The following is a 24,369-nucleotide window of genomic DNA, read 5'->3' as shown; positions in this document are numbered from 1 at the left end:
TTCATCTTCTATGCATGGATCAATTACAAAAATGTTTTTACTGATGTTACGCACTCTTTTAAAGCAGGTAAATTCAGCAACTTCGCACAATCTTTGAATCTTTTCGCGCCAAAATAGGGACAATAACTCAATTCATGCACCAATAAAGCAAAAATGATGCCAATTAAGAAAAGATAAAGCTAAATGTTTTAAATATAGAAACATTAAAGCTTCATCTGGTTTAGTTTATTTTTTTGGCAGCATTTTTCGCACTATTTTTGTGCATTGAATTATTTTTATAGCTTAATTTGCTCTATTTTAGAACTCTATTTTTAATTAAATGGATCGCTAATTTCAGTTTCTGCTGCTTTATTGCCATTTCTTTTCGGCGCAGGTTCAACTGAGGAATGTGACTGCTGAACATCAACCACATTTCCTTCTTCATCACGACGCGTAACAGTGGTGGTTGTCGTTGCTGCTTTAGGATCAACCACAGGTACAGTCGGTTTGGGTTTAGGTACGACCAACAGACTCTCATCAATGCGAGGCAATGGTGCAGACTTCAAATTGACGGCATATAGTTTGCTATTTGAGCCCATTTCATCTGCGCCCATATCATTGACTAAGGCAGCATAATCTTTAATGTCATAAACTTGAGGTTGAATAGACTTGGGAAACTGGAACGGCAATTGTTGAAGGGCCTGTTTTGCCTGATCACTATTCCGATAGATCCCATAAAGCAGAACATATTGTTCAATTTGATTTTCGCCACTTAAGCGAATGTAGAAAAAGTTCTTACGATCAGACTGTTTTTTTAGAAAACTTCGAATTACATCGTCTTTGCTTGCTCGAAACAGTTCAATCGTGGTGGCATTTTTATTGTCACTGATAAATTTACTGCCACGGAATTCAGGTTCATAGCTTCCCGTATTGACCACACGTGTGGTCATTTCCAAAGGACGTACTTCTTCTTGAAGTGCGCCAAGAAGGCTGGTTGCAGCAACTTTTTCCGGTTGAATTTGCAATTCAGATTCAGTTTCAGCAGATTTTTCTACTTCTACCAAAGCATCACTATCGGTAATTGCCCAAAATATAAGTGCTGCAAACAGGCACACCAACCCACACACCAGCCAGATATAGTTTTGAATACGTTGCCATTGTGTACGGAGGGTTGCCATGACTTATGCCTTCTCTTGATTCGCTAAAATCGCTTGTTTCATCAATTCCACATCAAATTCCTTGCTAATTACAGCCTGCCCTAAAGATTTCATTAGAACCAGACGTAACTGTCCATTCAGCACTTTTTTATCATGTGCCATATATGCGAGAAATTCATCCAGTGGAATAGCGGGGCATTTTACGGGTAAATGGGCACGTTGAATGATTTTTTTTGTACGTTCTAAATCTTCCGCTGAAATCCAGCCCATGCGTTGCGATAAATCCGCAGCCATCACCATACCTGTTGCGACCGCTTCACCGTGAAGCCAAACGCCATATCCTAAGTAAGACTCGATAGCATGACCAAAGGTATGACCTAGATTTAATAAAGCCCGTTCTCCTTGTTCTTTTTCATCATTCGCAACAATACGTGCCTTATGTGCACATGAACGGTAAACTGCTTCAGCCAGTAATGCCGAATCACGCCCAACCAGGCCATCCATATTTTTTTCGAGCCAAACCAAGAAATCCAAATCACCCAACAAGGCATATTTAATCACTTCTGCCAGACCTGCTGACAGTTCACGATCAGGCAAAGTGCTTAATTGCGCCATATCGGCCAATACCACTTGTGGCTGCTGGAAAGCACCAATCATGTTCTTACCCAAAGGATGATTAATACCGGTTTTCCCTCCCACACTCGAATCCACTTGTGACAGAAGCGTGGTCGGAACCTGAATAAAATACACGCCGCGCTGGAAACAGGCAGATGCAAAACCAGCCATATCTCCAATTACGCCACCACCCAGTGCCAGAACGGTAGCATCGCGGTTAAATCCGGCTTCTAACAAGGCATCAAAAATCAAATTTAAATGTTCAATATTTTTATATTTTTCACCATCAGGCAAAATACATGTTGCAACTGTTTTCCCTAAAGCTTCAATCGCACTCACATAATGTTCTAAATACAAAGGCGCAACCGTTGTATTGGTCACAATCATCACTTGCTTAGCTTTAATATAAGGTTCAAGTAATGATTGTGGATTTAAATCACTGCCAATAAAAATAGGATAGCGGCGATCGCCGAGTTCAACATGTAAAGTTTGCATGAAATTAAAACCGTTAATTAGACTAAATCTGCTTCTTGAGAAACTATCAGATGTAAGATTTTTTGGGCTAAATCACGAGCAGCCCCCTGGTTGGTTTCAATAATATAATGCGCAACTTCTCGATACAAAGGATCGCGAAGTGCCAATAAATCACGTAACTTTTGTTCAGGATTTTCAACTTGCAGTAAAGGACGGTTTTTATCCCGGTAGGTACGCTGTAATTGAATTTCGACAGGAGTATAGAGATAAACAACGATTCCGCGTTGTTTTAAAAATTCGCGATTGGGCGCTTGGGTCACTGCGCCACCACCAGTTGCCAGAACCAGTTGCGTGCGAGCAGTGAGTTCATCGATCACCATGGTTTCACGGTTACGAAATCCCTTTTCACCTTCTTTTTCAAAAATCCAAGGAATTGTCGCTCCTGTTTTGCGTTCAATTTCATGATCACTATCAAGAAACTCTCGACCTAACAGTTCCGCTAAATGTCGACCAACAGTTGTTTTCCCAGCCCCCATTGGCCCTACCAAATAAATATTTGGCAGGGTTTCAAACTCATTGCTTGGCAAGGAGTCACCTATTTGTTTTGCTAAATTCAAAATATATTAATGATTTCTTGAAACACTGTCATTAACAATTCGTGGTGTAACAAAAATCAATAGCTCACGTTTATTGTCAGACTTGATATCTTTACGGAATAAACGGCCTACATAAGGAATATCACCCAAGAATGGCACCTTGGTTTGACCATTACGGGTTTCTTGTTCAAAAATACCACCCAGTACTACAGTTTCTCCATTATCAACCAGGACATTGGTATTAATTTGATTTTTATTAATCGTCAATTGGCCGGTTGGTGTCGGATTTCCTGGTGTATCGCTGGTGATGTTGAGTAGCATCTGAACTTTGCCATCAGGCGTAATACTTGGTGTTACATCCAAGCTTAGTGTCGCGTCAATAAATTCAGTGGTTGAAACTGCATTTGCACCGCCACCTTCTGAAGATTGATATGGAATTTGCGTACCTGATGAAACTTTAGCCGTCTGTTTGTCTGCAGTTAAGACTTTAGGTGTGGAAATTACTTCACCATAACCATCTGCTTGTAATGCAGAGAGTTCCAAATCTAACATAAAGTCAGACAAGCTGATTAAACCAAAGGCAATTTTACCTGCTGCATTAGCTACACCTAAATCCACATTTAAGTTCTGTGGACGTTCAATCGTATATTTACCGTCATCATCAGGTGTTTTTAAATCCCATAAAGTTTGATCACTACCGCCGACTAACAAATCATTATTTTGATTAATGCCTTGCGACAAGATCCCCCACTTCACACCCATCTCTTTACTAAACTCTGTTGAAGCACGGACAATACGCGCTTCAACCATCACTTGCTTGACTGGAATATCTAACAAATCGACCATTTTGCGGACTTTATCAATATTCTGGGCAGTATCATTAATAATCAGTGTATTGGTACGTGCATCAGCGGAGATTGTGCCACGTGAGCTTAATAAACTTTCACTAGAATTATTATTGTTACCACTATTCCCAGAATTAGCATTGTTTGAAGATTTTGTCTGCGTAATCAGTTTTTCAATATCAGCCACCTTTGCATAGCTGAGTTGCATATACTCGGTTTGTATTGGCGCCAACTTGACACTTTGCTCTATGGCCTTCGCCTGCTCTTCTTCTGCTTTGATTAATTCCGAAACTGGGGCAATCCAGATGACATTACCATTACGACGTTTATCTAAATTTTTGGTTTTTAGAATAATATCTAATGCCTGATCCCAAGGTACATCTTTTAAACGTAAAGTAATATTGCCTTGTACACTATCAGCGGTCACCATATTAATTTCAGTGAAGTCTGCCAACAACTGCAGCACACGACGTACTTCTATATCCTGAAAATCTAGAGAAATCTTTTTACCAGTATAGCTATTGGCTGCTTTCGGTTTAAGCGGATTCTTATCTTCAGGTCGTTTTAAACTGATGGTCAGTTTATTGTCCGCCTGATAGGCCATATATTCATAGCTACCAGCAGTTTGAATGGTAATTACACCATTTCCACCATTATTATTTGCATCAATCGTAGAAACTGGCGTTGCAAAATCATTCACATTTAAACGACGCGCCAAATGTGCAGGAACTTTGCTTCCTAAAGTACGCACCACAACTTTACTGCCTTGCTGCTGCACATCAACTGGTGTGTTTGTGCCGAGCAAATCAATCACAACCTGCCCTTCACCTTGACCACCGCGCTGGAAGCCAATATTGGAAATGCCTTGGGTTGATCTTTGGCTCTGAGCTGCAACCTGCTGAGGAGCGAATGCATTGCCCGCGGCAGAATTAATTTTTAAAATAAAAGTATTACCTTCCATGCGTGTGGTAAAGGCACCGGCATCCGCTAAATTCACTGTTAAACGTGAACGCTGAGCATCAGAACTCACATCAACAGAACTCGCTTCTTTGGTTGCAACTGCAATGCTATTTTGTTTTAAATTGTGCTGTGCTTTATCAAAATCCAGAATCAGACGTGATGGTTGTTCCAATTGATAAGCTTGTGGTTGTGGCGGCAAGCCGTTAAACATGACACGAATTTCTGTACCCTGACCTGCAACCTGCATAGGTACAATATTGGTAATACTGACTTGTGCATTGGCAACTTGCATTACTGCGATTGCCACAGCACCCATAGAAAATTGACGGAACAAATGGTTCATTGTATTGCCATCCCCAAATATAAAATCTTTCAAACTATTATTCATTTTTATTCCTTTAAACTTAAGGCGCGGGTCCAATTAATATCAGACTTCTTGGACGCTCTACATATCCTTCCCGTCCATCTGGAATAATTTCCATAAGATCGATTTGTGTTGGCGTGATACGCACCACACGACCATGATTCACACCCATGTAGCTACCACGTTGTATACGCTCTATTTCACCATCTGGCGTTTGAATTAATGCCAGAATCTGCCCCGACTGGTTACGCATGCTTCCTTTCATATTCAAGGATTCGATGGCATAGCTTTCTAAAGGCTGCAGTTGACGTGACAGGTTAGGATAGACACGTTTTCCTGCCATAACCCTTAATTCAGCAGCCAGTGAGCTCGGCAAAAAAGGGCTTTTCAGCTGATGCGCTGCATAGTCAAATGTTGGTACAGGTGGAAAAACTGGGGCTGGTTCAATCGGTAATGGTGGCTGATTACGAATACTGGCCATTTGCTCATTGACTGCATCAATACGAGAATCACACCCCACCAATAACAAGCCTAACATCAGGCTCAAAGTCATTCTTTCTATTTTCATTACTGTGCTCCTCCAGCCGGAGCAGCTGAATTCGCATCTGCTGCTTGAGTATCCGTAGCACCGATATAACGATAGGTTTTGGCTTTAACGCTATAGGTAATTTGAGGAATATCGGTTTTTTTCTCTTTATTTTCCGTTCCCGTAATATCAAAATCATGCAAAGTGACAATTCGTGGAAGTGCCGCTATGCCACTCACAAAAGAACCAAAGGCATGATAATCACCTGTTGCTTCAATCGAAATAGGCTGCTCAATAAAGAACTCTTGCTTAATTTCATTTTCTAAACGGATATTTTTAAATTTCAGACCTGAATTCACCCCACTGACGTTGATATCTTCAACCAGTCCTGGAATTTCAGTTTCTTTAGGTAATTGTTCAAGTTGCTGATTAAAATTCGCTTCCATTTCCTGCAACTGCGCTTGCAACTGTTGCAAGTTACGCAGCTTTGAATCTTTTTCACGAAATTCATTGAGCAAGTTTTGCTCTTGAGCGCTGGCATTGGAAATCGCTTCTATCTGACCTTTAATCAGCGCAAAATATCCCAGAATAGCAATCATCATCACAATTAAAATCCAGCAAGTGATTTTAACGGATAATGGCCAGCTCCCGTAGTTATTCATATCCAAGGTATTGAACTGCTGAAGAAACTTATCTAAGGTCATCTTCTTTTTAGGAGCAGCAACACCTTCATTTGGGTTTAATTCATCAAATTCGTCGAGACTCATTGTGCTGCCCCCGCTGCTGAATTAGCTGGATTTTGTTGTAATTCTGGCGTTACCGGTTGTGCGATTTGATCCAAGTCAGCAGTAATCACGAATGCGCCATAACGCTCTTCAATACGTGGAACTACAGAACTAGGTGCCTTGTCTTTTGGCTCTTCAACGGCTAAAAAAGAATTCATAAAGGCATTTCTATACCAGGCTGATGCTTCTAAACTACGCAAAAATTCTGCAACCGTGTTCGGACTTTCTGCCTTGCCTTCAAGGGTGAATTTATCACCGGTACGGACAAATTTGGTAATGTACAAATTGCTTGGTGTCACACGTACCATTTCATCAATCAGGCGAACCGCAATCGGTCGTTGCCCTTGTAAACCTTGAATCAACTTCATGCGTTCAATAATGGCATTTCGTTGAGCTTCCAACCCTTCCAGGGATTTTAATTGCACATCCAAGTTTTGGTTGGTACTGGTAATCAATTGATTCGCTTGTTCTTGATCTTCAAGTTTATGGCCATAATAAAACCATGCCAATGTGACTGCTAAAGCCCCGATTAATGCCATTCCTATACAAATTGTAATAAATTCTTTTTTTCGTTTCTCTCTTAGCTCATCACGCCAAGGGAGCAGGTTAATTCTCGCCATTAATCAAAACTCCTCAATGCCAAACCACATGCCACCATGAGTGAGGAAGCATCGTTCTCTATCTTTTTAATATCAATTTGTGGAGAAAAGCCCATTTGTAAAAATGGGTTGGCAATAGTTACACGGTAACCAAGTTTTTGTTGTAGGAGCTTCGCGAGCCCCGGAATATTAGCATTCCCCCCTGCCAATAAAATATGATCGATCTCATTAAATTGTGAAGATGAGAAAAAGAACTGTAATGATCGTGCTGCCTGCTGAACCACCGCTTCCAAGTAGGGCTCCAGAACTTCAACATCATAATCATCAGGTAATGAACGACTTTTCTTGGCACGGCCGGCTTCTTCAAAAGACAAACCATAACGATTTTGAATTTCTTGAGTCAGTTGTTTCCCGCCAAACACCTGTTCACGCGTATAAATGACTTTATTGTTTTGCATTACAGATAAGGTGGTCATGGTATGACCAATATCTAAAATACCGACAGTATTTACCCCCATAGGCAAAGTATCGGAAAATACTTGATACGCATTTTCGATTGCAAAACTTTCAACATCAGCAGTTTTTGGGGTTAGACCAGCAAGTTCCAACACTTCAGAACGTGCTTCAACATTTTCAAGACGGGTCGCAACCAAAAGTACATTCACCCGATTCGGGTTTGCCAAACGCTCAGGCAACACCTCAAAATCAAGACTCGCTTCATCTAATGGGAAAGGAATATATTGCTCGGCATCCATACGAATCTGAACTTCTCGTTCATCGTCCGTCATGTCCGCATCCATCTCAATTGTTTTGGTAATGACCATTGAAGTTGGAACTGCAAGTGCTGCAGCTGTAGATTGGGTATTGGCTAGATTGAGTGCTCGCTCTAATGCATCCCCGACCGCCTCTGGATTTAATATATTTTTTTCGACAACACTGCCTTCAGGTAAAGGCACCAGCGCATAGCTCTCCACCCAATACCTGTTACCGCTTTTAACAGAAAGTTCTAACAACTTAACAGAAGTAGAACTAATATCTACTCCAATTAACCCCTTATTCGGCTTACGATATAACCTGAGCACTATATAATTCCTATTATTTTTTTATCCCCAATAAAAGTAACCTACTAATCAGTCTTGGTCTATAATTTTATACAGATACAATAACGCATCTAACAATCTGTATGTGTAAAGGCTATACTGACCGCCAATTAGTTTGCCATTAGCTCTTATTAAAACTTACTTGTTATGAAAAAGCTATCTCGTTCGGGCCATGTTCATCCATTTTTTTTGATCATAATTATAGCCTTGGTCGCAATTCCGATGGGATTCTATGGCATGTATCTCTATATTGCCCCATCTTTACCTAAAATGACCACTTTAAAAAAGGCGCCGTTACTCAAGCCCTTACAAGTGTATAGTGCTGATAATGAACTTATTGCAGAGTATGGTGGCAAGTTATCTGTGCCTGTAGAGTACAAACAAATTCCCAAACCATTTGTTTCTGCCTTTCTCGCAGCTGAGGATTCCTCTTTCTTTGAACATAGCGGCATTAGCTTCAAAGGCCTAGGACGAGCAGTCAGTGAAACAATCACAGGATCGAACGTGCAAACAGGTGGTTCAACCATCACCATGCAAGTGGCAAAAAACTATTATTTAAGTCCTGAACGCACCCTCAAACGCAAACTCACAGAAATCTTCCTTGCTCGAAAAATAGAACAAAACTTAAGCAAAGAAGAGATTTTAACCCTTTATGTGAATAAAATTTTCTTGGGGAAAAATGCTTACGGTATTGCTGCCGCAGCGAAAATTTATTACAACAAAAGCCTGGATCAGCTGAGCATTGCCCAAATGGCGATGATTTCAGGCCTACCCAAAGCACCGTCTAAATATAATCCTGTGGCCAATCCAACACGCGCGCTGGAACGTCGCAACTGGATTCTTGGACGTATGCTGCAATTGGGCTATATCAACCAGTCGCAGTATCAAAAAGCCATTGCCGAACCGGTTAATCTGGATATGCCAGACCGCGGCATTAATAATAAATATCCGTACGTCGGGGAAATGGTTCGCTCGGAACTGGTTGAAAAATTTGGCGAACAAGCCACTGATTCTGGTTATAAAGTTTATACAACCGTTGACAGCAAACGTCAGGCCTATGCAGAACAGGCGGTACAAGAAGGCTTAGAGGCGTATGATCGTCGCCATGGCTGGCGCGGTGCTGAAGCAAATGACAAACCGCTTAGCGAATTCAGCGCTTACGCAAACACTTATCCCGCGAAAGTGATTAAAGTAAACAGCAATTCTTTTGATGCACTGATGCAGGATGGCTCTACCGTGACTGTGCCCTGGTCAGGGATGTCATGGGCTTATCCTTATAGAAATGCCAACAGTGTCGGCCCTGCCCCACGTCAGGCTTCTCAGATTGTTAAACTTAAAGATATTATTCGATTACGTCCCAATGACAATAAAACCTCATGGGCACTGATACAAGTTCCTAAAGCGCAAGGGCAGCTGATTGCGATCAATCCAAATAACGGTGCAATTGAAGCCATTGTTGGTGGATACAATTTTTACCAATCTAAATTCAACCGTGCGCTACAAGGCTGGCGTCAACCGGGCTCAACCATTAAGCCCTTTGTTTATGCTTTGGCACTCGAACGTGGCATGACGCCTTATAGCATGGTCAATGACAGCCCGATTACCATTGGCAAATGGTCGCCGAAGAACTCGGATGGGCGTTATTTAGGCATGATTCCTTTACGTCGTGCTTTGTACCTATCTCGAAATACGGTTTCTGTTCGATTGTTACAGACTGTCGGGATAGAACGTACACGCCAATTATTCATGGATTTTGGTCTGCACGAAAATCAAATTCCACGGAATTACACTATTGCGCTAGGCACACCGCAAGTTCTCCCTATTCAAATGGCAACCGGTTATGCAACCTTTGCCAATGGGGGTTACCGTATTCAGCCGCATTTTATTGATCGCATTGAAGATGCGTATGGCAAAGTGATTTATCAAAGCAATCCAGAATATGCGTGTATTTCATGTATCAATCAAAATGATCCAGAACAGGAATCAGCTGAACCCGCAACTCCAGATGATGAAGTGATTGAAGTCACCAATCAAACGTTGCAAGCAGAAAAAGAACTGGCGAAACTGCAATTGGATGAATCGAAAAGTCAATATCGTCAGGCACAGCGTATTTTAAAATCCAGCTCTGCTTATGACATGGCCAATATTCTGCGTGATGTGATTCAGCAAGGTACAGGCCGTGCAGCCCTTAAAATTGGTCGTGGCGATATTGGCGGTAAAACAGGAACCACCAACGATGCTAAAGATGCCTGGTTTGCCGGATTCAATGGCAAGCTGGTGACTGTGGCATGGGTCGGTTTTGACCAACCGACTACACTGGGTCGTCGTGAATATGGGGGTGTTGCAGCTTTACCAATCTGGACCAACTTTATGGGCAATGCCTTAAAAGGCACACCAGCAGCATGGGTTCATTTCGATAAAAATGCCAAAGCACCGACCAACCACACCCAGACTATCACTGTTGGTGAACCAGTCAGAGGGGATCGCTCTTCTCCCCCATTGGCTCGCCCACTGTACCGCCCTGCACCAGTAGCACCGGTACGAGCACCAGAACGTGACTTTGACGACCTGCCTGGAGAAGAAATACAGACTCCAGATCCTGCAGACTCTTCAAACACGCAAAAGCAAAACAATAAGCCGGATGCGCTTGAACGTTTAATTGATGTATTTGAATAAACTCATAAAAAGCCCTCAAATGAGGGCTTTTTATTTGGATTATTTCTTTTTAAACAAATAAATTTGAAACTGCCCTTTTAACTCGAATTGCTCATTCTGCTCTAGCGCCTGGCGGCGTTCTGGTTTTGCTTTATAAGCATACGGTGTCATCGCAACCAGGTTTTTTAAATCTGCCTGTTGCACAGTAAAAGGCGCATCAACAATACTTCCATCTATTAATTCAAAAGCATCTGCCAATTGATCAACAAACTTATGTGGTTCATGCGGGTTCACTTCTTCAAACAAGGCTTCACGCATCGCATATAAGTGTTCAGTCGCAGGGGTCACGACCATCAAATAGGCATTCGGCTTCAGTACGCGCAATATTTCCTGCTTGGGAATAGGGCTAAACAAACTGGTACATAAGTCAATCGAGCTATCTAAAACAGGAAGTGTTGCACCGGTTCCCACCACCCAGGTCACTTTTTTATTCAACTTAGCCGCAACCTGAACCGCATTTTTTGCAATATCCACACCGACACATTGCAGCACTTCTGCCTGCATGGCATTGGTGTAATATCCTTCGCCACAGCCAATATCCAGCAGGTTTTCAATGCGTAAGTCACGAATTTTTTCGACCACCGCCTGTTGTAGCGGTGCATAAAATCCGGCACTTAAAAATGCACGGCGTGCCTGCACCGATTCCACGGTATCGCCCGGGTTTTTACTGTGTTTATGCTGCACCACATGCAAGTTCACATACCCCTGTTTTGCCACGTCATAACTGTGGTTATTGGCACAGCGCCATGTTTTCTCGGTCAGTTTCAGCGCTTCACGACATACAGGACACATCAGCAGATTCATATTTTCTCCAGTGCCTGAAAATCAGGCGTTAAAAAAGCCGGCAGATGTGGGAGCAAATGCCGGCTTTTTCGAATATTTGCTTAACGCAATTTTAAGGTCATTAAGCCTAAAACTACCAGCATAATCGTGATAATCCAGAAACGAATCACCACTTGAGTTTCACGCCAGCCTTTTTTCTCGTAATGGTGATGTAAAGGCGCCATCAGGAATACACGTTTATTTCGCATACGCAGTGAACCAATTTGCAGGAACACAGAAATGGCTTCGACCACAAATACACCGCCCATAATCGCAAACACGATTTCCTGACGAACCATGACCGCAATGGTTCCCAGCATCGCACCCAAAGACAATGCACCGACATCACCCATAAATACCTGAGCTGGATGTGCGTTATACCAAAGGAAGGCCAAGCCCGCACCAATCATTGCTGCGCAGATCACCACCAATTCAGATGAATATTTTACATAAGGCATATGCAGATAATTGGCAAAACGAACATCACCTGCAAGGTAGGCAAATACCCCTAAACCTGCTGCTACAAGCACGATTGGCATAATCGCCAAACCATCCAGACCATCCGTCAGATTGACCGCATTGGATGCACCGTTAATCACCAGATAAGTAAAGATAATAAAACCGATACCGAGAGGAATTGCGGACAAAGGAATACTGATATTTTTAAAGAATGGAATCAGCAGATCCAGCATATTCGCGGTATGCACAGGATTGGCCTGTTGGGTCGCAATCACATACAGCGCAATACCAGCACCCAATGATCCGACTGAAGTCCAGAAGAATTTCTTGCGTGCAGGAAGTCCAGCATTGTCTTTATAACGGACTTTAATCCAGTCATCCGCCCAGCCCACGGCACCGAAAATCACCATAACCCCAAGTACAATCCAGACATAGGGATTGGATAAATCAGCCCAAAGCAAGGTTGAAATACCAATTGAAAGCAGGATCAATACCCCACCCATGGTTGGGGTACCCATTTTTTTGGCATGACCTTCAGGAGCAAACGAACTGACTGCTTGGCCGTATTTGAGAGCTTGCAACCTGCGGATCATCACCGGACCCAAGACCAGTCCAATAGTCAATGCGGTTAAGACACTGAGCAAAGCACGTAATGTTAAATAACGAACCACCTGAAACGAGCTGTGGTAGCCCGCCAGTTGTTCAAATAGCCATAACAGCATTAAAGTTTCTCCATCAAATCAGCCATCAATGTTTCCATATGGGTATAACGAGAACCTTTAAACAGGAAACTCATGGATTGAGGTTGATGTGTTTCAATTAGACTCAGTAAAAAAGGAAGGGCTTGTTCCTGATTCAGGAAAGCCTGCATTTTTTTACCATATTGGGTACTGCGTGCCCCTTCTTGAGTGGCAGGTGAAAATTCACCCACAGCCACTACAAAATTGACGCCTGTCGCAACCAGATCTCGGCCCAACATATAATGTTGTTGCGCCGCACTCGTCCCCAACTCACCAATATCGCCAATCACCATCACTTTTACCCCGTCTTGCTGCGCAAGCACTTCAGCTGCTGCACGCATCGAGGTTGGATTGGCGTTGTAGGTATCATCAATAAATAAATGGTTTTTTGCCTGAATGAAATTCAAGCGACCTTTGGCACCTTTCGCCTGTTCTAAACCCGCCACAATATCGTCTAGAGCAACGCCGATGGCGAGGGCAAAAGCAGTCGCAGCAGTGGCATTTTGCACATTATGTTCACCAGCAAACGGCAGGTTGACCTGGCGTACACCTTGCGGGGTATTTAAAGTAAAACTGGAGGATTGCGGATGTAATTCAATTTCTGTAGCAAAAATATCCCCATTTTCACCAAAGCTTAAGACCTGTCCGGTTTGTACGGCTTGGCGAATCGTATCGGCAAAATCATCTGCAGCAGGAACAATCGAGGTACCGGTTTTGGCAATATGTGCATAAATTTCAGATTTAGCCCGGCAGATGCCATCGCGGCCGCCAAATTCTCCCAAATGCGCAGTACCAATATTAATGATCCCTGCCACATGCGGTTGAACCAGATTCGAGGTGTAATCAATTTCACCCTGATGACTTGCACCGAGTTCCATCACGGCATACTGATGTTCAGCGCGAAGCTCAAGCAACATCATTGGCACACCCAAATCATTGTTCAGGTTACCGCGAGTAATTAGGGTGGGTGCCAAGCGCGATAAAATACTGCCAAGCATTTCTTTAGTGGTGGTTTTACCGCTACTGCCGGTCAGCGCAATCACTTTCAACTGTGAATTTTGTGCGCGGCGATAAGCCCCTAAATGACCGAGGGCCAAACGCGTGTCTTCAACCACGAGTTGGCAAATATCTGCGTCAACCGGATGACTGACGATGGCAATTTCACAGCCCTTGGCTGCGACTTGAGCAACAAAATCATGCGCATCAAAGCGTTCACCTTGCAGCGCTAAAAAAGCATCGGCTTTTTCAGCATTGCGTGAATCTGTCAAAATCCGTTTAATGTTGCCTTGAGGCACTTTCTCATTCAACCAGTAACCTTGAGTGGCATCCGCAAGCTGTGCAGCTGTCCATGGCTCTAAAGGCACTGTACTGGTAGTCGATGTATGCATTGTTGTTTCCTATTGAGCCGGATAAGCTGAATCTGGGGTGTGATGCTGTGTATCGATTGCTGATTGCACTTCGATCACATCGTCAAACCAGTGACGCACACCGTCAATTTCTTGATAATTTTCATGGCCTTTACCTGCAATAACGACAATATCGCCTGCCTGGGCGTTTTGCACGGCAAATTTAATCGCTTCACGGCGGTCATGAATTTCATGCACAGCATGGGCTGAAAAATCGATGCCAGCTTTCATGTCCGCAAAGATTTGTTCCGGGTTTTCGGTACGTGGATTGTCTGATGTAATCAAGGCAACATCTGCACCATCTAGCGCTGCCTGAGTCATCAGTGGACGCTTGCCACGATCACGATCGCCACCACAACCAAATACGGCCCACAACTGACTGGATACATGACGTTTTAAGGTTTTCAGCACCTGAATTAAGGCATCAGGCGTATGCGCATAATCCACCACAAATAACCGCTCTGCATCACGGATGACCTGCATACGGCCCGGTGCACCTTTCAATTGTGCAACGGTCGAAATCAGTGCTGCAAGATCAAAGCCGGCTTGCTCTGCACTCACCAAACTTGCAACCAGATTTTCCACATTAAAATGACCCAGCAATGGACTCTGAACTTCAAATTCACCTTGTCTGGTAATCAATCTAAAGTTTGCACCATTCAAACTGTATTGAATATCTTCAACCTGATAATCGGCAGTTTGCGTGGTTGAATAGGTCAGAATTTTCGGTTGCGCAGGATTGGCTTTCGCAGCATCGATCATGACCTGGGCATGCTCATCATCGATATTGATAATCGCCACTTTTAAACCCGGGAATTTAAATAAGCGCGACTTGGCTTCCGCATAGGCTTCGAGCGTACCGTGATAATCCAGATGATCACGGCTTAAATTACTGTAGGCCGCAATTTCAATATCACAGCCATTCAAACGGCCTTGTTCCAGACCATGTGAACTGGCTTCAATCGCGGCAAATTCAGCACCTTGCTCTGCATAATCATGCAAGGCATTTTGCAAATGCAATGCATCCAAAGTGGTATGCGAAGACGCTTCCAGATTCGGTAAAATTCCGTTTCCGGTGGTTCCCATCACTGCACATTTTTTTCCCTGCAACATTAATAATTCAGCAACAAGTCGTGAAATAGTGGTTTTACCGTTGGTCCCGGTGACTGCAAGAATTCGTGCCGCTGGTATGGGCTGAGTCGCTTGTAAATATTGCTTTTGCCACGCTCCCATCAGATGACGGACATTCGGCACAACAACACTATTATCCAAGCCTAAATCGGCTTCGCTGACCACAGCCAAGGCACCGTTCGCCAAAGCTGACTGTGCAAATTGCAAGGTTTTTTCCGGTTGAGAAAAACTATTCAGGGCAATAAAAATTTGCCCTGGCTCAACGTTACGACTATCTAAACCAAAGCCACTGAATGGCTTGGTCATCCATCCAGTGATTTTGTCAGCGGTGTAGAGATCTTGAAATGTAATGGACATTCATCACCTATTACTGAATTTTGGGAATATCTAAAGGTCTATCTAAAGGCACATTCATTAAACGTAGTGATTCTTGCATTACGCGTGCGAATACAGGCGCAGATACCGTCCCCCCATAGTAAGAACCTTGAGGGTTTTCCACCACGACAATCATGGCCAAACGCGGATCGCTCACTGGGGCCACACCGGCAAATAAAGCACGATATTCGCTGGTTGAATAACCTTTTCGGTCAGCACGCAGTTTATGTGCGGTACCTGTTTTACCGGCCACACGATAGCCCGGAATAGTGGCACGTGTAGCCGTTCCGCCTGGCAATGTCGCTGTTTCCATCATCAACAGCACTTGATCGGCAATTTTCGCATCAATGATTTGCTCACCCTTGGGTGGCTGTTCCAGTTTATATAAACTTAAAGGAACCTTGACACCTTTATTGGCAAGCATGGCATAGGCATCCGCAATTTGCAGCACGGTCGCATTCAGGCCATAGCCATAAGCCATGGTGCCCACTTCAGAGACATTCCATTTGCTGGGCGGCAAGATTAAGCCTCCACTTTCACCTGGGAATTTCACTGCTGAACGCTGGCCCATTCCTACACGCTTATAAAAAGTCGGCAAGGTAGCATAAGGCAAGGACAGTGCCAGTTTAGCAACACCCACGTTAGATGATTTCTGGATAATGCCGCCTAAAGTCAGCGCGCCATAGTTATGCGTATCACGGATGGTATGGTTACCAATACGCATACTGCCCGGTGAAGTATTCACTATGGAATTCGCAGTGTATTTGCCACTTTCCAAAGCCATCGCCACAGTCAACGGTTTCATGGTTGAACCCGGTTCAAAGGAATCGACGGCACCACGGTTACGCATGGCATCTTTATTCCCCAGACTTTTTTTATCATTCGGGTTATAAGAAGGCCAGCTGCTCATTGCCAGAATTTCACCGGTTTTCACATCTACCGCAATGGCTGTTGCTGAACGGGCATTATTGGCCACACCGGCCGCCGTCAATTCACGGTACATAATATATTGCAGACGTGAATCAATACTTAAGGTGATATTTTCCCCTGCTTCAACTTCTTTAGTCACTTCAGGATCTTTAAAACGATTGCCTTTTTTATCTCGCACCACTTGTTGTGCACCATCCTGACCGGATAAAGCAGTATTGAGCTGCATTTCCAGACCTTCAATCCCCATCCCTTCACTATTGGTTAAGCCAATAATCTGTGCATTCGGCTGCGGCTGAGGATAGTAACGTTTATAGTTTTTCTCGGTATAAACCCCTTGGAACTCCCGTTTGGCAATCAGTTCAGCTTGCTGCGGTGGGATTTCTTTTTGCAGAACCAGATAGCGTGAACGAGGTTTCTCGTTCATTTTCTTTTTCAACTCGGCACGATCCATGCCCACAGCGTCGGCAAGTTCATCCAGGTTTAAGTTTTTATTCGGTAATTGACGTTTTAATTTACGGTTAGTCGGGTCTTTGGCCAGTTCAGCAGTAATGTCATCAAACTGTTTCTTAGTTTCAAAATAATCACGCGGATCAATCACCACTTTCATGACCGGTGTACTAATCGCCAAAGGCACCCCATGACGATCATAAATCACGCCACGCATCGCCTTGACTTTTTCCGTTCTTAAAATGTTGGCATTGGCTTTGTTTTGCAAAAAGTCCTTGTTGATAACCTGCACATAAAATGCACGACCGACCAAAGCTAAAAAGCAGAGTAAAACCACACTCCACATCAAATAAAAACGCCACATATCCACGCTAAGGGTGTTTTTATCCGTAATAGACTGCTGTTTTTTACGCACTTGCTTGTTTCTCTTGTCCACCATATTACAGCTAGCCTTATTTTTTATCTTCTGAAGTCATTGGTAAAGAAATCACAACCGTCTGTGTTGCAGGTGGCGAATACATCCGCAACTGGGTCACAGCACGTGTGCCAATTTGCGCTGTCGCACCAAAGGTTTGCTGCTCGATGAGCAAACGCCCCCACTCTGCATTCAGATCATCCTTTTCTCGGTTAAAGGCACTTAATTCACGGTAATCATGACGGTATTCAAAGACTTGAAACACCACCATAATTGCGCTAAAAAAGACCAATACCAGTAAAACGACATAACTGATGAGTTTTTTCATCGCCAATTTTTCTGTTTTCTTTTCAACAACTTCAGTTTTCATTATTCGCCTTTTGAAGCTAAGCGTTCTGCAACTCTAAGCCATGCACTACGTGAACGAAAATTGGCTTTAATCTCTTCTTCACTGGCACGTACTCGGGAAATTTTCTTTAAACGACGGGTATCTTCCCGTTCTTGTGGCATACCCCAACTGGTATCTTCCGCTAAAGTCGATTCTTTTTGAATAAACTGTTTAATTAAACGATCTTCCAGCGAGTGGAAACTAATGACAGCTAAACGCCCCCCAGTTTTTAGCACATCCACCGCTTGCGGCAAGAATGCTTCAATATCTTCTAATTCTTTATTAATGGCAATACGGATCCCCTGAAAAGTTCGGGTTGCCGCATGTTTATTTTTTTCCCATTTCGGATGGGCAACTTTCACAATTTCAGCCAGTTGTGCAGTCGTTTCAATATAGCCAGCAGCTTTAATGGCTTTGGCAATACGGCGACTATAACGTTCTTCACCATATTGGAAAATAACATTGGCCAAGGCTTCTTCTTCAATATTCACCAGCCATTCAGCCGCAGTCGGACCTTTTGAATTGTCCATGCGCATATCAAGCGGGCCATCTTTCATAAAGCTAAAGCCACGTTCAGCCTGATCAAGCTGTGGAGATGACACGCCTAAATCTGCCATCACGCCATCAACCAGACCTATACCTCGAGCTTCAAGTTCTTGTTTTAAATCAGCAAAACTGGCATGAATAATTTTAAAACGTGAATCTTCCTGTTCCAGTATGGCCGCAGCTTCCAGCGCCTGTGGATCTTTATCAAACCCATATACCCGTGCATTTTCATCTAATTTGGAAAGCAATAAACGGGTATGCCCCCCTCGGCCAAAAGTGCCATCGACATAAATTCCTGTATTTCGATCTGCCAATAAGGCATCAACAGTTTCGTGAAGTAATACAGAAATATGCGACATAAGGGTTCTATCAAGACTAGGAAAAATTTAACTGCACATTATTACCTTGTTTTGACAAAGCTCCAAACGACTTTTTGTAGGGAAATATTACTTTTCATGGGGAAAACCGTTTCTGGATTTATTCCACTCAAGTTCATGTCATATTTCATGTGCTTTTAGAGCATTTTAAAATGCTTAATACTGATGCGGATTGTTTATTAAAATAAAGTGCTCTACCACGATTAAGCAAAGAAAATTTATATTTTTAATTCAAAATTTTTTTTAAAAACAAATCTTATCAGAAATAAAAAAGCCCCCAATGCAGGAGACTTTTTAAATCATAAATCAATTATTTACGTGTGTTATAAATCTGATCGAAAGTCGCACCATTCACAAAATGAGTTTTTTGTGCCTGAGCCCAGCCACCAAATACTTCATCAATGGTAAACGTTTTAAGTTTAGGGAATTGAGCAGAATATTTAGCGAGCACTTCCGGATTACGTGGACGGTAGAAATATTTTGCTGCCATTTCTTGACCCAATGGTGAATACAAGTAGTTGATATAGCCTTTGGCTAACCACTTGTTGCCATCTTTTTCGACATTTTTATCCACGATTGCTACTGAAGGTTCAGTTAAGATGGACATAGAAGGATAGACAATGTCGAACTTGTTTTTACCCATGGTTTTTTGAGTGACTAAAGCTTCATTTTCCCAAGTCAACAACACATCACCAATGCCACGTTCAGCAAAAGTCGTCATCGATGCACGCGCAGCAGAATCCATGACTTTTACGTTGTGGTACATTTTACCGACAAAATCTTTAGCCTTAACGTCAGTACCACCCGGTTGTTTAAGTGCATAACCCCAAGCGGATAAATATACCCAACGTGGTAAACCGCCAGTTTTTGGATTTGGGGTAATAATTTGTACGCCCGGTTTGGTTAAGTCAGACCAGTCTTTAATATGCTTTGGATTGCCTTTACGTACCATAAATACGATGGTAGAGGTATAAGGCGCAGAGTTATGCGGGAATTCTTTTTGCCAACCGGGCTGGATTTGACCTGATTTTACAATTTCTTCAATATCATTGGCCAAAGCCAAGGTCACCACGTCAGCTTTCAAGCCATCCACGACTGAACGCGCTTGTTTACCTGAACCACCATGCGACTGTTTGAAATTTACGCTACGGCCGGTACGTTCTTTCCAGTAAGCACCAAATGATTTATTGAATTCATCGTAAAATTCACGAGTTGCATCATAAGATACGTTTAAAAATTCACGATCTGCTGCCTGAGCAGTGGTTGCAGTAAAAGCAATGCCGGTTGCCAGCAATGCCGCACTGAATAACGCTTTAAATTGAGTTTTCATCACAGTACAGACAAGTTATCTTCATTACTGCTAAATATATGAAATAAAATCATAAATCGCAATGAATTAAACCCTTTAGCATTCAACCAAATACTTCTCTCGCATATTAAATTCATGTTTTTATTCAAAATAAATTAAACAGTTTACTTATTCCGTATATATACTGTTTTCTGAATTACATATGCAAAAAAACGGATAAACATTATTATCTGTTTCTTGTAAAAATCTTTACTCATCAATCCAGTTTATTTTTTCTCACTGTAAATCTGATCGAAAATCGCACCATTCACAAAATGGGTTTTCTGTGCTTTTGCCCAACCGCCAAAAACATCACCGATGCTAAACAGTTTAATTTTTGGAAATTGTGCTGCATATTTTGCTGCAATTTGCGGATTACGTGGACGGAAGAAATACTGGGCTGTCAAATCCTGTCCTTTGGGTGAATATAAATAGTTAAGATAACCTTTGGCTAAATTACGGTTACCGTCTTTATCCACGTTTTTATCGACAATCGCGACCGATGGCTCTGCCAAGATTGAAATGGATGGATAAACAATTTGGTATTTATCTTTACCCAAGCCCTGAGTCGCCAGTAAGGCTTCATTTTCCCAAGACAGTAATACATCTCCAATACCGCGTTCAGCAAAAGTGGTTAAAGAACCACGTGCACCCGAATCAAGCACCTTCACGTTTTGATAAAGTTTTTTCACCAATTCTTTGGCTTTGGCATCGTTACCGCCCGGTTGTTTTAGCGCATAAGCCCCAAGCCGAAAGATAAATCCAGCGTGGCGCGCCACCAGTTTTAGGATTTGGCGTGATAATTTCAACACCCGGCTGGGTTAAATCATTCCAGTCCTTAATCCTTTTAGGATTGCCTTTACGTACCAGGAACACTACGGTTGATGTATAAGGTGCTGAATTATTCGGGAACTGTTTTTGCCAGTTTTTATTGATCAATCCCACATTTACAATTTCTTCAATATCGTTGGCCAAAGCCAGAGTCACCACATCGGCTTGCAAACCATCAATCACTGAACGCGCTTGTTTACCTGAACCGCCATGTGACTGTTTAAAATTCACTTCTTGTCCAGTGCGCTGTTTCCAAAATTCACCAAAAGCCTGATTATACTCCTGGTAAAATTCACGCGTCGGATCATAGGAAACATTGAGAAAATCTTTTGCAGCGATGCTATGTGAAGTGATTCCCCCTAACACCGCAAAAATGGTTGATGCTATTATTTTTTTCATGCGCTTTAAGCTCATACTTAATGATCAAAGCACTATATAAATCTAAAAAAATTTTAACAATCATATGCTTATATTGTTTTATTGATTAAAAATCAGTTTTAGAGATATTCACTAAAATGCTTTTCTACGCATTTTTACTACTAAAAGATGCATAAACTGCTGCATATCTCCATCTTTCGCCTGGTTCTCCATGCTGTCTCCATAGTTTTTTGATACAAAGTAGCTACATTGAATTAGTTTCTTATCATTTTGTAATAAAGTGTGACCTAGTTCTACTTTTGTATTTTTTTATGTGTTTAAATGGTATCTCTAGAATAGAAAAATAATATCTAGGGAATTCCAACACCAGTAAGGGGAATGTGGAAATGAAATTTACACCAGTTATTACAGCATTGAGTTTAAGTCTAACTTTAGGGTTGATGGCCCAAATCGGACACGCGGCTGCCATTAAAGCCACCGATACCAAACTCAGTCTTTCACCTGAAAAATCTTCACTGATTGAAAAAGCATTGCAACAGCAAAAGCAAGGCACAAACACTTTTCGTAACGACAATGATTTAAAAGTCCTGACTGAAATTAAAGTTGCCCCTACACAAAGCTTTTTTGCTTCACAAAATCAAAAATTTACCCGTTTTGTTCAAGTCTTCTTCCCGCAAAATAATTCTTAATTTAATACCGAACTTCTTGCCCCTTTAAGAAGTTTAGATGAAGCCTAATCATTGCAATGTTGAATTTAACATTAAGTGATTAGGCTTTTTCGTTATAATACTTTCCATTCACATTCTGAAAAATATTGATTATGACTGTTCGTACTCGTATTGCCCCTTCTCCTACAGGCTTCCCACATGTAGGCACTGCATATATTGCCTTGTTCAACTTATGTTTTGCCAAACAGCATGGTGGTGAATTTATTCTTCGTATTGAAGACACCGATCAACTTCGCTCAACCCCTGAATCTGAAAAAATGATTTTAGATTCATTACGTTGGTTAGGTTTGAATTGGTCAGAAGGTCCCGATGTCGGTGGTCCACATGCGCCATATCGCCAATCGGAACGAATGGACATCTATAAAAAATATGCTTTAGAACTGGTTGAAAAAGGTCATGCATTTTACTGCTTCGCAACGAGTGAAGAACTGGATCAAATGCGTGCTGAACAGCAAGCCCGTGGTGAAAGCCCGCGTTATGACGGCCGTGGTTTACTTTTATCTGAAGATGAAGTTCAACGTCGTTTAGCTGCAGGCGAAGCACATGTGATTCGCATGAAAGTGCCTGCTGAAGGCAGCTGCAAATTTGACGATATGCTACGTGGCGAAGTGGAAATCCCATGGGCACAAGTTGATATGCAAATTCTGCTTAAAACAGATGGCTTGCCAACTTACCATTTGGCCAATGTGGTCGATGACCATTTAATGGAAATTACTCACGTGATTCGTGGTGAAGAATGGATTCCATCTGCACCTAAACACCAGTTGTTATACCAGTACTTTGGTTGGGATATGCCTGTGCTTTGTCACATGCCATTATTACGTAATCCGGATAAATCAAAATTATCGAAACGTAAAAACCCAACCTCAATCAATTATTACAAAGACATTGGTGTACTTCCAGAAGCGTTGTTGAACTATCTGGGTCGTATGGGCTGGTCTATGCCGGATGAAAGTGAAAAATTCACTTTGGCAGAAATGATTGAACATTTCGACATTAAGCGCGTATCCCTTGGTGGTCCAATCTTCGACGTTGAAAAACTCAACTGGTTGAATGGCCAATGGATTAAAGCGCTTTCTCCTGCTGAATTGTTAAATACACTGTTGGCTTGGAAATCAGACCGTAAAACTCTGGAAGATATCGCTGCTGCGATTCAACCGCGTATCAACTTGTTGTCTGAAGCAGTCAACTGGGCCGGTTTCTACTTTAACCAATTCCCTGTGCTGTCAAAAGAACAGTTTGAAAGCAAAAAACTGTCTGAAGAACAAGTGCGTCAAAGCCTGCAATTCGCGATTTGGCGCCTGGAAAGCCTATTTACTTGGAATAATGACACGGTTAGCCAAACTTTAATGGACTTGGCAAGCCAGATGGAAGTTAAGCTGCGTGATTTCATGCCAACTTTCTTTATTGCAATTGCGGGTTCGACCAGTTCGACTCCGGTTATGCAATCTATGGTGACAATTGGCCCTGACTTAACTTTCGCACGTTTACGCCATGCGCTTGAAATTGTCGGCGGTCCGAGCAAAAAAGAAGCAAAAGTTTGGGAAAAACTCAATGAAAGCTTAAAATTGCCGAAAAATGACGCAGTTGATGAAGCATAATTGATTTTATAGTTGACGTATGAGCGCAATGCCCCTAATATTGCGCTCACACAGACTGGGGGTTATAGCTCAGTTGGTAGAGCGCTACAATGGCATTGTAGAGGTCAGGAGTTCGATCCTCCTTGACTCCACCATCTCATGTTTTACCTGTGTTGCCTCGATAAGTCCCTATCGTCTAGAGGCCTAGGACATCGCCCTTTCACGGCGGTAACCGGGGTTCGAATCCCCGTAGGGACGCCAAATTCAAAAAAGCCACTGACCTATTCAGTGGCTTTTTTATTGTCTAAATTTTTTATTCACGGTATTTTATGAGCGGTATTTTTGCTTTCCGTGACATTCAGATTAGAATAACCCATAGATTAAAATTCTGGAGTTGTAATGCAATACCGTTGCCCAAAATGCCAAAGCCCTAAAATTATGCCTGTTGCACAATCCGGCGGACCTGCGGTACGACCAGTGGTACCTAAAAGCTTAGTCTTGTTAATTCCTGCTGTTTTCATCTTATTGCTGTTGGTTTTAATTAGTATTGCAATGTGGATTTTTGGTGATGGTGCAGGAACAACACTACAATCTGCAACTGTGGTTGTATTTGTGCTGTGTCTGATTGCAGGCTTTATGTTCTACCGCGATCTGCCCGATTTTAAAATTTCGATGCAAGGCTTTATGCAGTCACAAAAGAAATGGAAATGTCGTGAGTGCAACCACGAGTGGGAAATTTAAAATAAAATTCAT

Annotated in this window: 20 protein-coding genes, 2 tRNA genes and 1 pseudogene; 6 read left to right on the top strand and 17 right to left on the bottom strand. The window is 42.4% G+C overall.

Translation table 11 applies throughout. The features are described 5' to 3' along the window. Window positions 1-311: 311 nt before the first annotated feature. From ACU0NF_RS01550 to ACU0NF_RS01515, 8 genes are all read right to left on the bottom strand, one after another. Window positions 312-1,157: a hypothetical protein gene (locus ACU0NF_RS01550; RefSeq protein WP_445659907.1), complete on the bottom strand. Its 846-nt coding sequence runs from the start codon at window positions 1,155-1,157 to the stop codon at window positions 312-314. Window positions 1,158-1,160: 3 nt separating this feature from the next. Continuing rightward, window positions 1,161-2,246 (bottom strand): 3-dehydroquinate synthase, encoded by a 1,086-nt coding sequence (aroB, locus tag ACU0NF_RS01545; RefSeq protein ID WP_445659906.1) that lies wholly within the window; start codon window positions 2,244-2,246, stop codon window positions 1,161-1,163. 17 nt (window positions 2,247-2,263) lie between these two features. Further along, complete coding sequence (aroK, locus tag ACU0NF_RS01540; protein WP_131268406.1) at window positions 2,264-2,812, bottom strand: shikimate kinase AroK; 549 nt, start codon at window positions 2,810-2,812, stop codon at window positions 2,264-2,266. A 36-nt stretch (window positions 2,813-2,848) separates the two neighbouring features. Continuing rightward, window positions 2,849-4,969, bottom strand: coding sequence for a type IV pilus secretin PilQ (gene pilQ / locus ACU0NF_RS01535; RefSeq protein WP_445660004.1), 2,121 nt, complete (start codon window positions 4,967-4,969; stop codon window positions 2,849-2,851). 61 nt (window positions 4,970-5,030) lie between these two features. Beyond that, window positions 5,031-5,558 carry a pilus assembly protein PilP gene (locus ACU0NF_RS01530; RefSeq protein ID WP_445659905.1) on the bottom strand — a complete coding sequence of 176 codons (528 nt, stop codon included), beginning with the start codon at window positions 5,556-5,558 and terminating at the stop codon, window positions 5,031-5,033. Beyond that, a complete protein-coding gene (locus ACU0NF_RS01525) occupies window positions 5,558-6,283 on the bottom strand; it encodes a type 4a pilus biogenesis protein PilO (protein ID WP_445659904.1) in 726 nt (241 codons plus the stop codon). The genes ACU0NF_RS01530 and ACU0NF_RS01525 overlap by 1 nt, the downstream gene beginning before the upstream one ends. Further along, window positions 6,280-6,921 carry a PilN domain-containing protein gene (locus ACU0NF_RS01520; RefSeq protein WP_131383103.1) on the bottom strand — a complete coding sequence of 214 codons (642 nt, stop codon included), beginning with the start codon at window positions 6,919-6,921 and terminating at the stop codon, window positions 6,280-6,282. Before ACU0NF_RS01520 ends, ACU0NF_RS01525 begins: the two co-directional genes overlap by 4 nt. Beyond that, window positions 6,921-7,982: a pilus assembly protein PilM gene (locus ACU0NF_RS01515; protein WP_131318153.1), complete on the bottom strand. Its 1,062-nt coding sequence runs from the start codon at window positions 7,980-7,982 to the stop codon at window positions 6,921-6,923. The genes ACU0NF_RS01520 and ACU0NF_RS01515 overlap by 1 nt, the downstream gene beginning before the upstream one ends. Window positions 7,983-8,147: 165 nt before the next feature. On the opposite strand from ACU0NF_RS01515, the gene ponA reads away from it, so the two are divergent. Continuing rightward, window positions 8,148-10,676, top strand: coding sequence for a penicillin-binding protein PBP1a (gene ponA, locus ACU0NF_RS01510; RefSeq protein ID WP_445659903.1), 2,529 nt, complete (start codon window positions 8,148-8,150; stop codon window positions 10,674-10,676). A gap of 39 nt (window positions 10,677-10,715) precedes the next feature. On the opposite strand, the gene ACU0NF_RS01505 is transcribed toward ponA, so the two are convergent. The 9 genes and pseudogenes from ACU0NF_RS01505 to ACU0NF_RS01465 all read right to left on the bottom strand — a co-directional run bounded on the left by ACU0NF_RS01505 (window position 10,716) and on the right by ACU0NF_RS01465 (window position 21,329). Then, entirely contained in the window at window positions 10,716-11,519 is an 804-nt protein-coding gene (locus tag ACU0NF_RS01505) for a putative RNA methyltransferase (RefSeq protein WP_445659902.1), read from the bottom strand. Between the two features lie 80 nt (window positions 11,520-11,599). Further along, entirely contained in the window at window positions 11,600-12,718 is a 1,119-nt protein-coding gene (gene mraY / locus ACU0NF_RS01500; protein ID WP_370982827.1) for a phospho-N-acetylmuramoyl-pentapeptide-transferase, read from the bottom strand. Continuing rightward, window positions 12,718-14,124: a UDP-N-acetylmuramoyl-tripeptide--D-alanyl-D-alanine ligase gene (locus ACU0NF_RS01495; RefSeq protein WP_445659901.1), complete on the bottom strand. Its 1,407-nt coding sequence runs from the start codon at window positions 14,122-14,124 to the stop codon at window positions 12,718-12,720. The genes mraY and ACU0NF_RS01495 overlap by 1 nt, the downstream gene beginning before the upstream one ends. Before the next feature lie 9 nt (window positions 14,125-14,133). After that, window positions 14,134-15,630: a UDP-N-acetylmuramoyl-L-alanyl-D-glutamate--2,6-diaminopimelate ligase gene (locus ACU0NF_RS01490; RefSeq protein ID WP_445659900.1), complete on the bottom strand. Its 1,497-nt coding sequence runs from the start codon at window positions 15,628-15,630 to the stop codon at window positions 14,134-14,136. A 10-nt stretch (window positions 15,631-15,640) separates the two neighbouring features. After that, window positions 15,641-17,464, bottom strand: a complete 1,824-nt coding sequence (gene ftsI, locus ACU0NF_RS01485; protein WP_445659899.1) for a penicillin-binding protein PBP3 — start codon at window positions 17,462-17,464, stop codon at window positions 15,641-15,643. 13 nt (window positions 17,465-17,477) lie between these two features. Continuing rightward, the gene (gene ftsL, locus ACU0NF_RS01480; protein WP_445659898.1) at window positions 17,478-17,810 is read right to left on the bottom strand and encodes a cell division protein FtsL; all 333 of its coding nucleotides are present in this window, start codon (window positions 17,808-17,810) and stop codon (window positions 17,478-17,480) included. Beyond that, entirely contained in the window at window positions 17,810-18,733 is a 924-nt protein-coding gene (gene rsmH / locus ACU0NF_RS01475) for a 16S rRNA (cytosine(1402)-N(4))-methyltransferase RsmH (protein WP_445659897.1), read from the bottom strand. Before rsmH ends, ftsL begins: the two co-directional genes overlap by 1 nt. A 328-nt stretch (window positions 18,734-19,061) precedes the next feature. Further along, window positions 19,062-20,081, bottom strand: coding sequence for a sulfate ABC transporter substrate-binding protein (locus ACU0NF_RS01470; RefSeq protein ID WP_370982822.1), 1,020 nt, complete (start codon window positions 20,079-20,081; stop codon window positions 19,062-19,064). A 245-nt stretch (window positions 20,082-20,326) separates the two neighbouring features. Next, window positions 20,327-21,329 (bottom strand): annotated as a pseudogene (locus ACU0NF_RS01465) (sulfate ABC transporter substrate-binding protein). Between the two features lie 365 nt (window positions 21,330-21,694). Between ACU0NF_RS01465 and ACU0NF_RS01460 the strand changes: the two are divergent. The 5 genes from ACU0NF_RS01460 (at window position 21,695) to ACU0NF_RS01440 (ending at window position 24,357) form a co-directional block, all read left to right on the top strand. Then, on the top strand, window positions 21,695-21,997 hold the full coding sequence (locus ACU0NF_RS01460; protein WP_131383114.1) for a hypothetical protein: 303 nt from the start codon (window positions 21,695-21,697) through the stop codon (window positions 21,995-21,997). Between the two features lie 131 nt (window positions 21,998-22,128). After that, the gene (gltX, locus tag ACU0NF_RS01455; RefSeq protein ID WP_370982820.1) at window positions 22,129-23,637 is read left to right on the top strand and encodes a glutamate--tRNA ligase; all 1,509 of its coding nucleotides are present in this window, start codon (window positions 22,129-22,131) and stop codon (window positions 23,635-23,637) included. Between the two features lie 58 nt (window positions 23,638-23,695). Next, window positions 23,696-23,771: transfer RNA gene (locus tag ACU0NF_RS01450), tRNA-Ala, on the top strand. Between the two features lie 30 nt (window positions 23,772-23,801). Then, window positions 23,802-23,877: transfer RNA gene (locus ACU0NF_RS01445), tRNA-Glu, on the top strand. A gap of 138 nt (window positions 23,878-24,015) precedes the next feature. After that, entirely contained in the window at window positions 24,016-24,357 is a 342-nt protein-coding gene (locus ACU0NF_RS01440) for a hypothetical protein (RefSeq protein ID WP_131268439.1), read from the top strand. The last annotated feature ends 12 nt before the right edge of the window (window positions 24,358-24,369 follow it).

This window comes from Acinetobacter sp. F16 (assembly GCF_052712855.1).
This window is presented reverse-complemented; position numbering and strand designations above follow the sequence as displayed.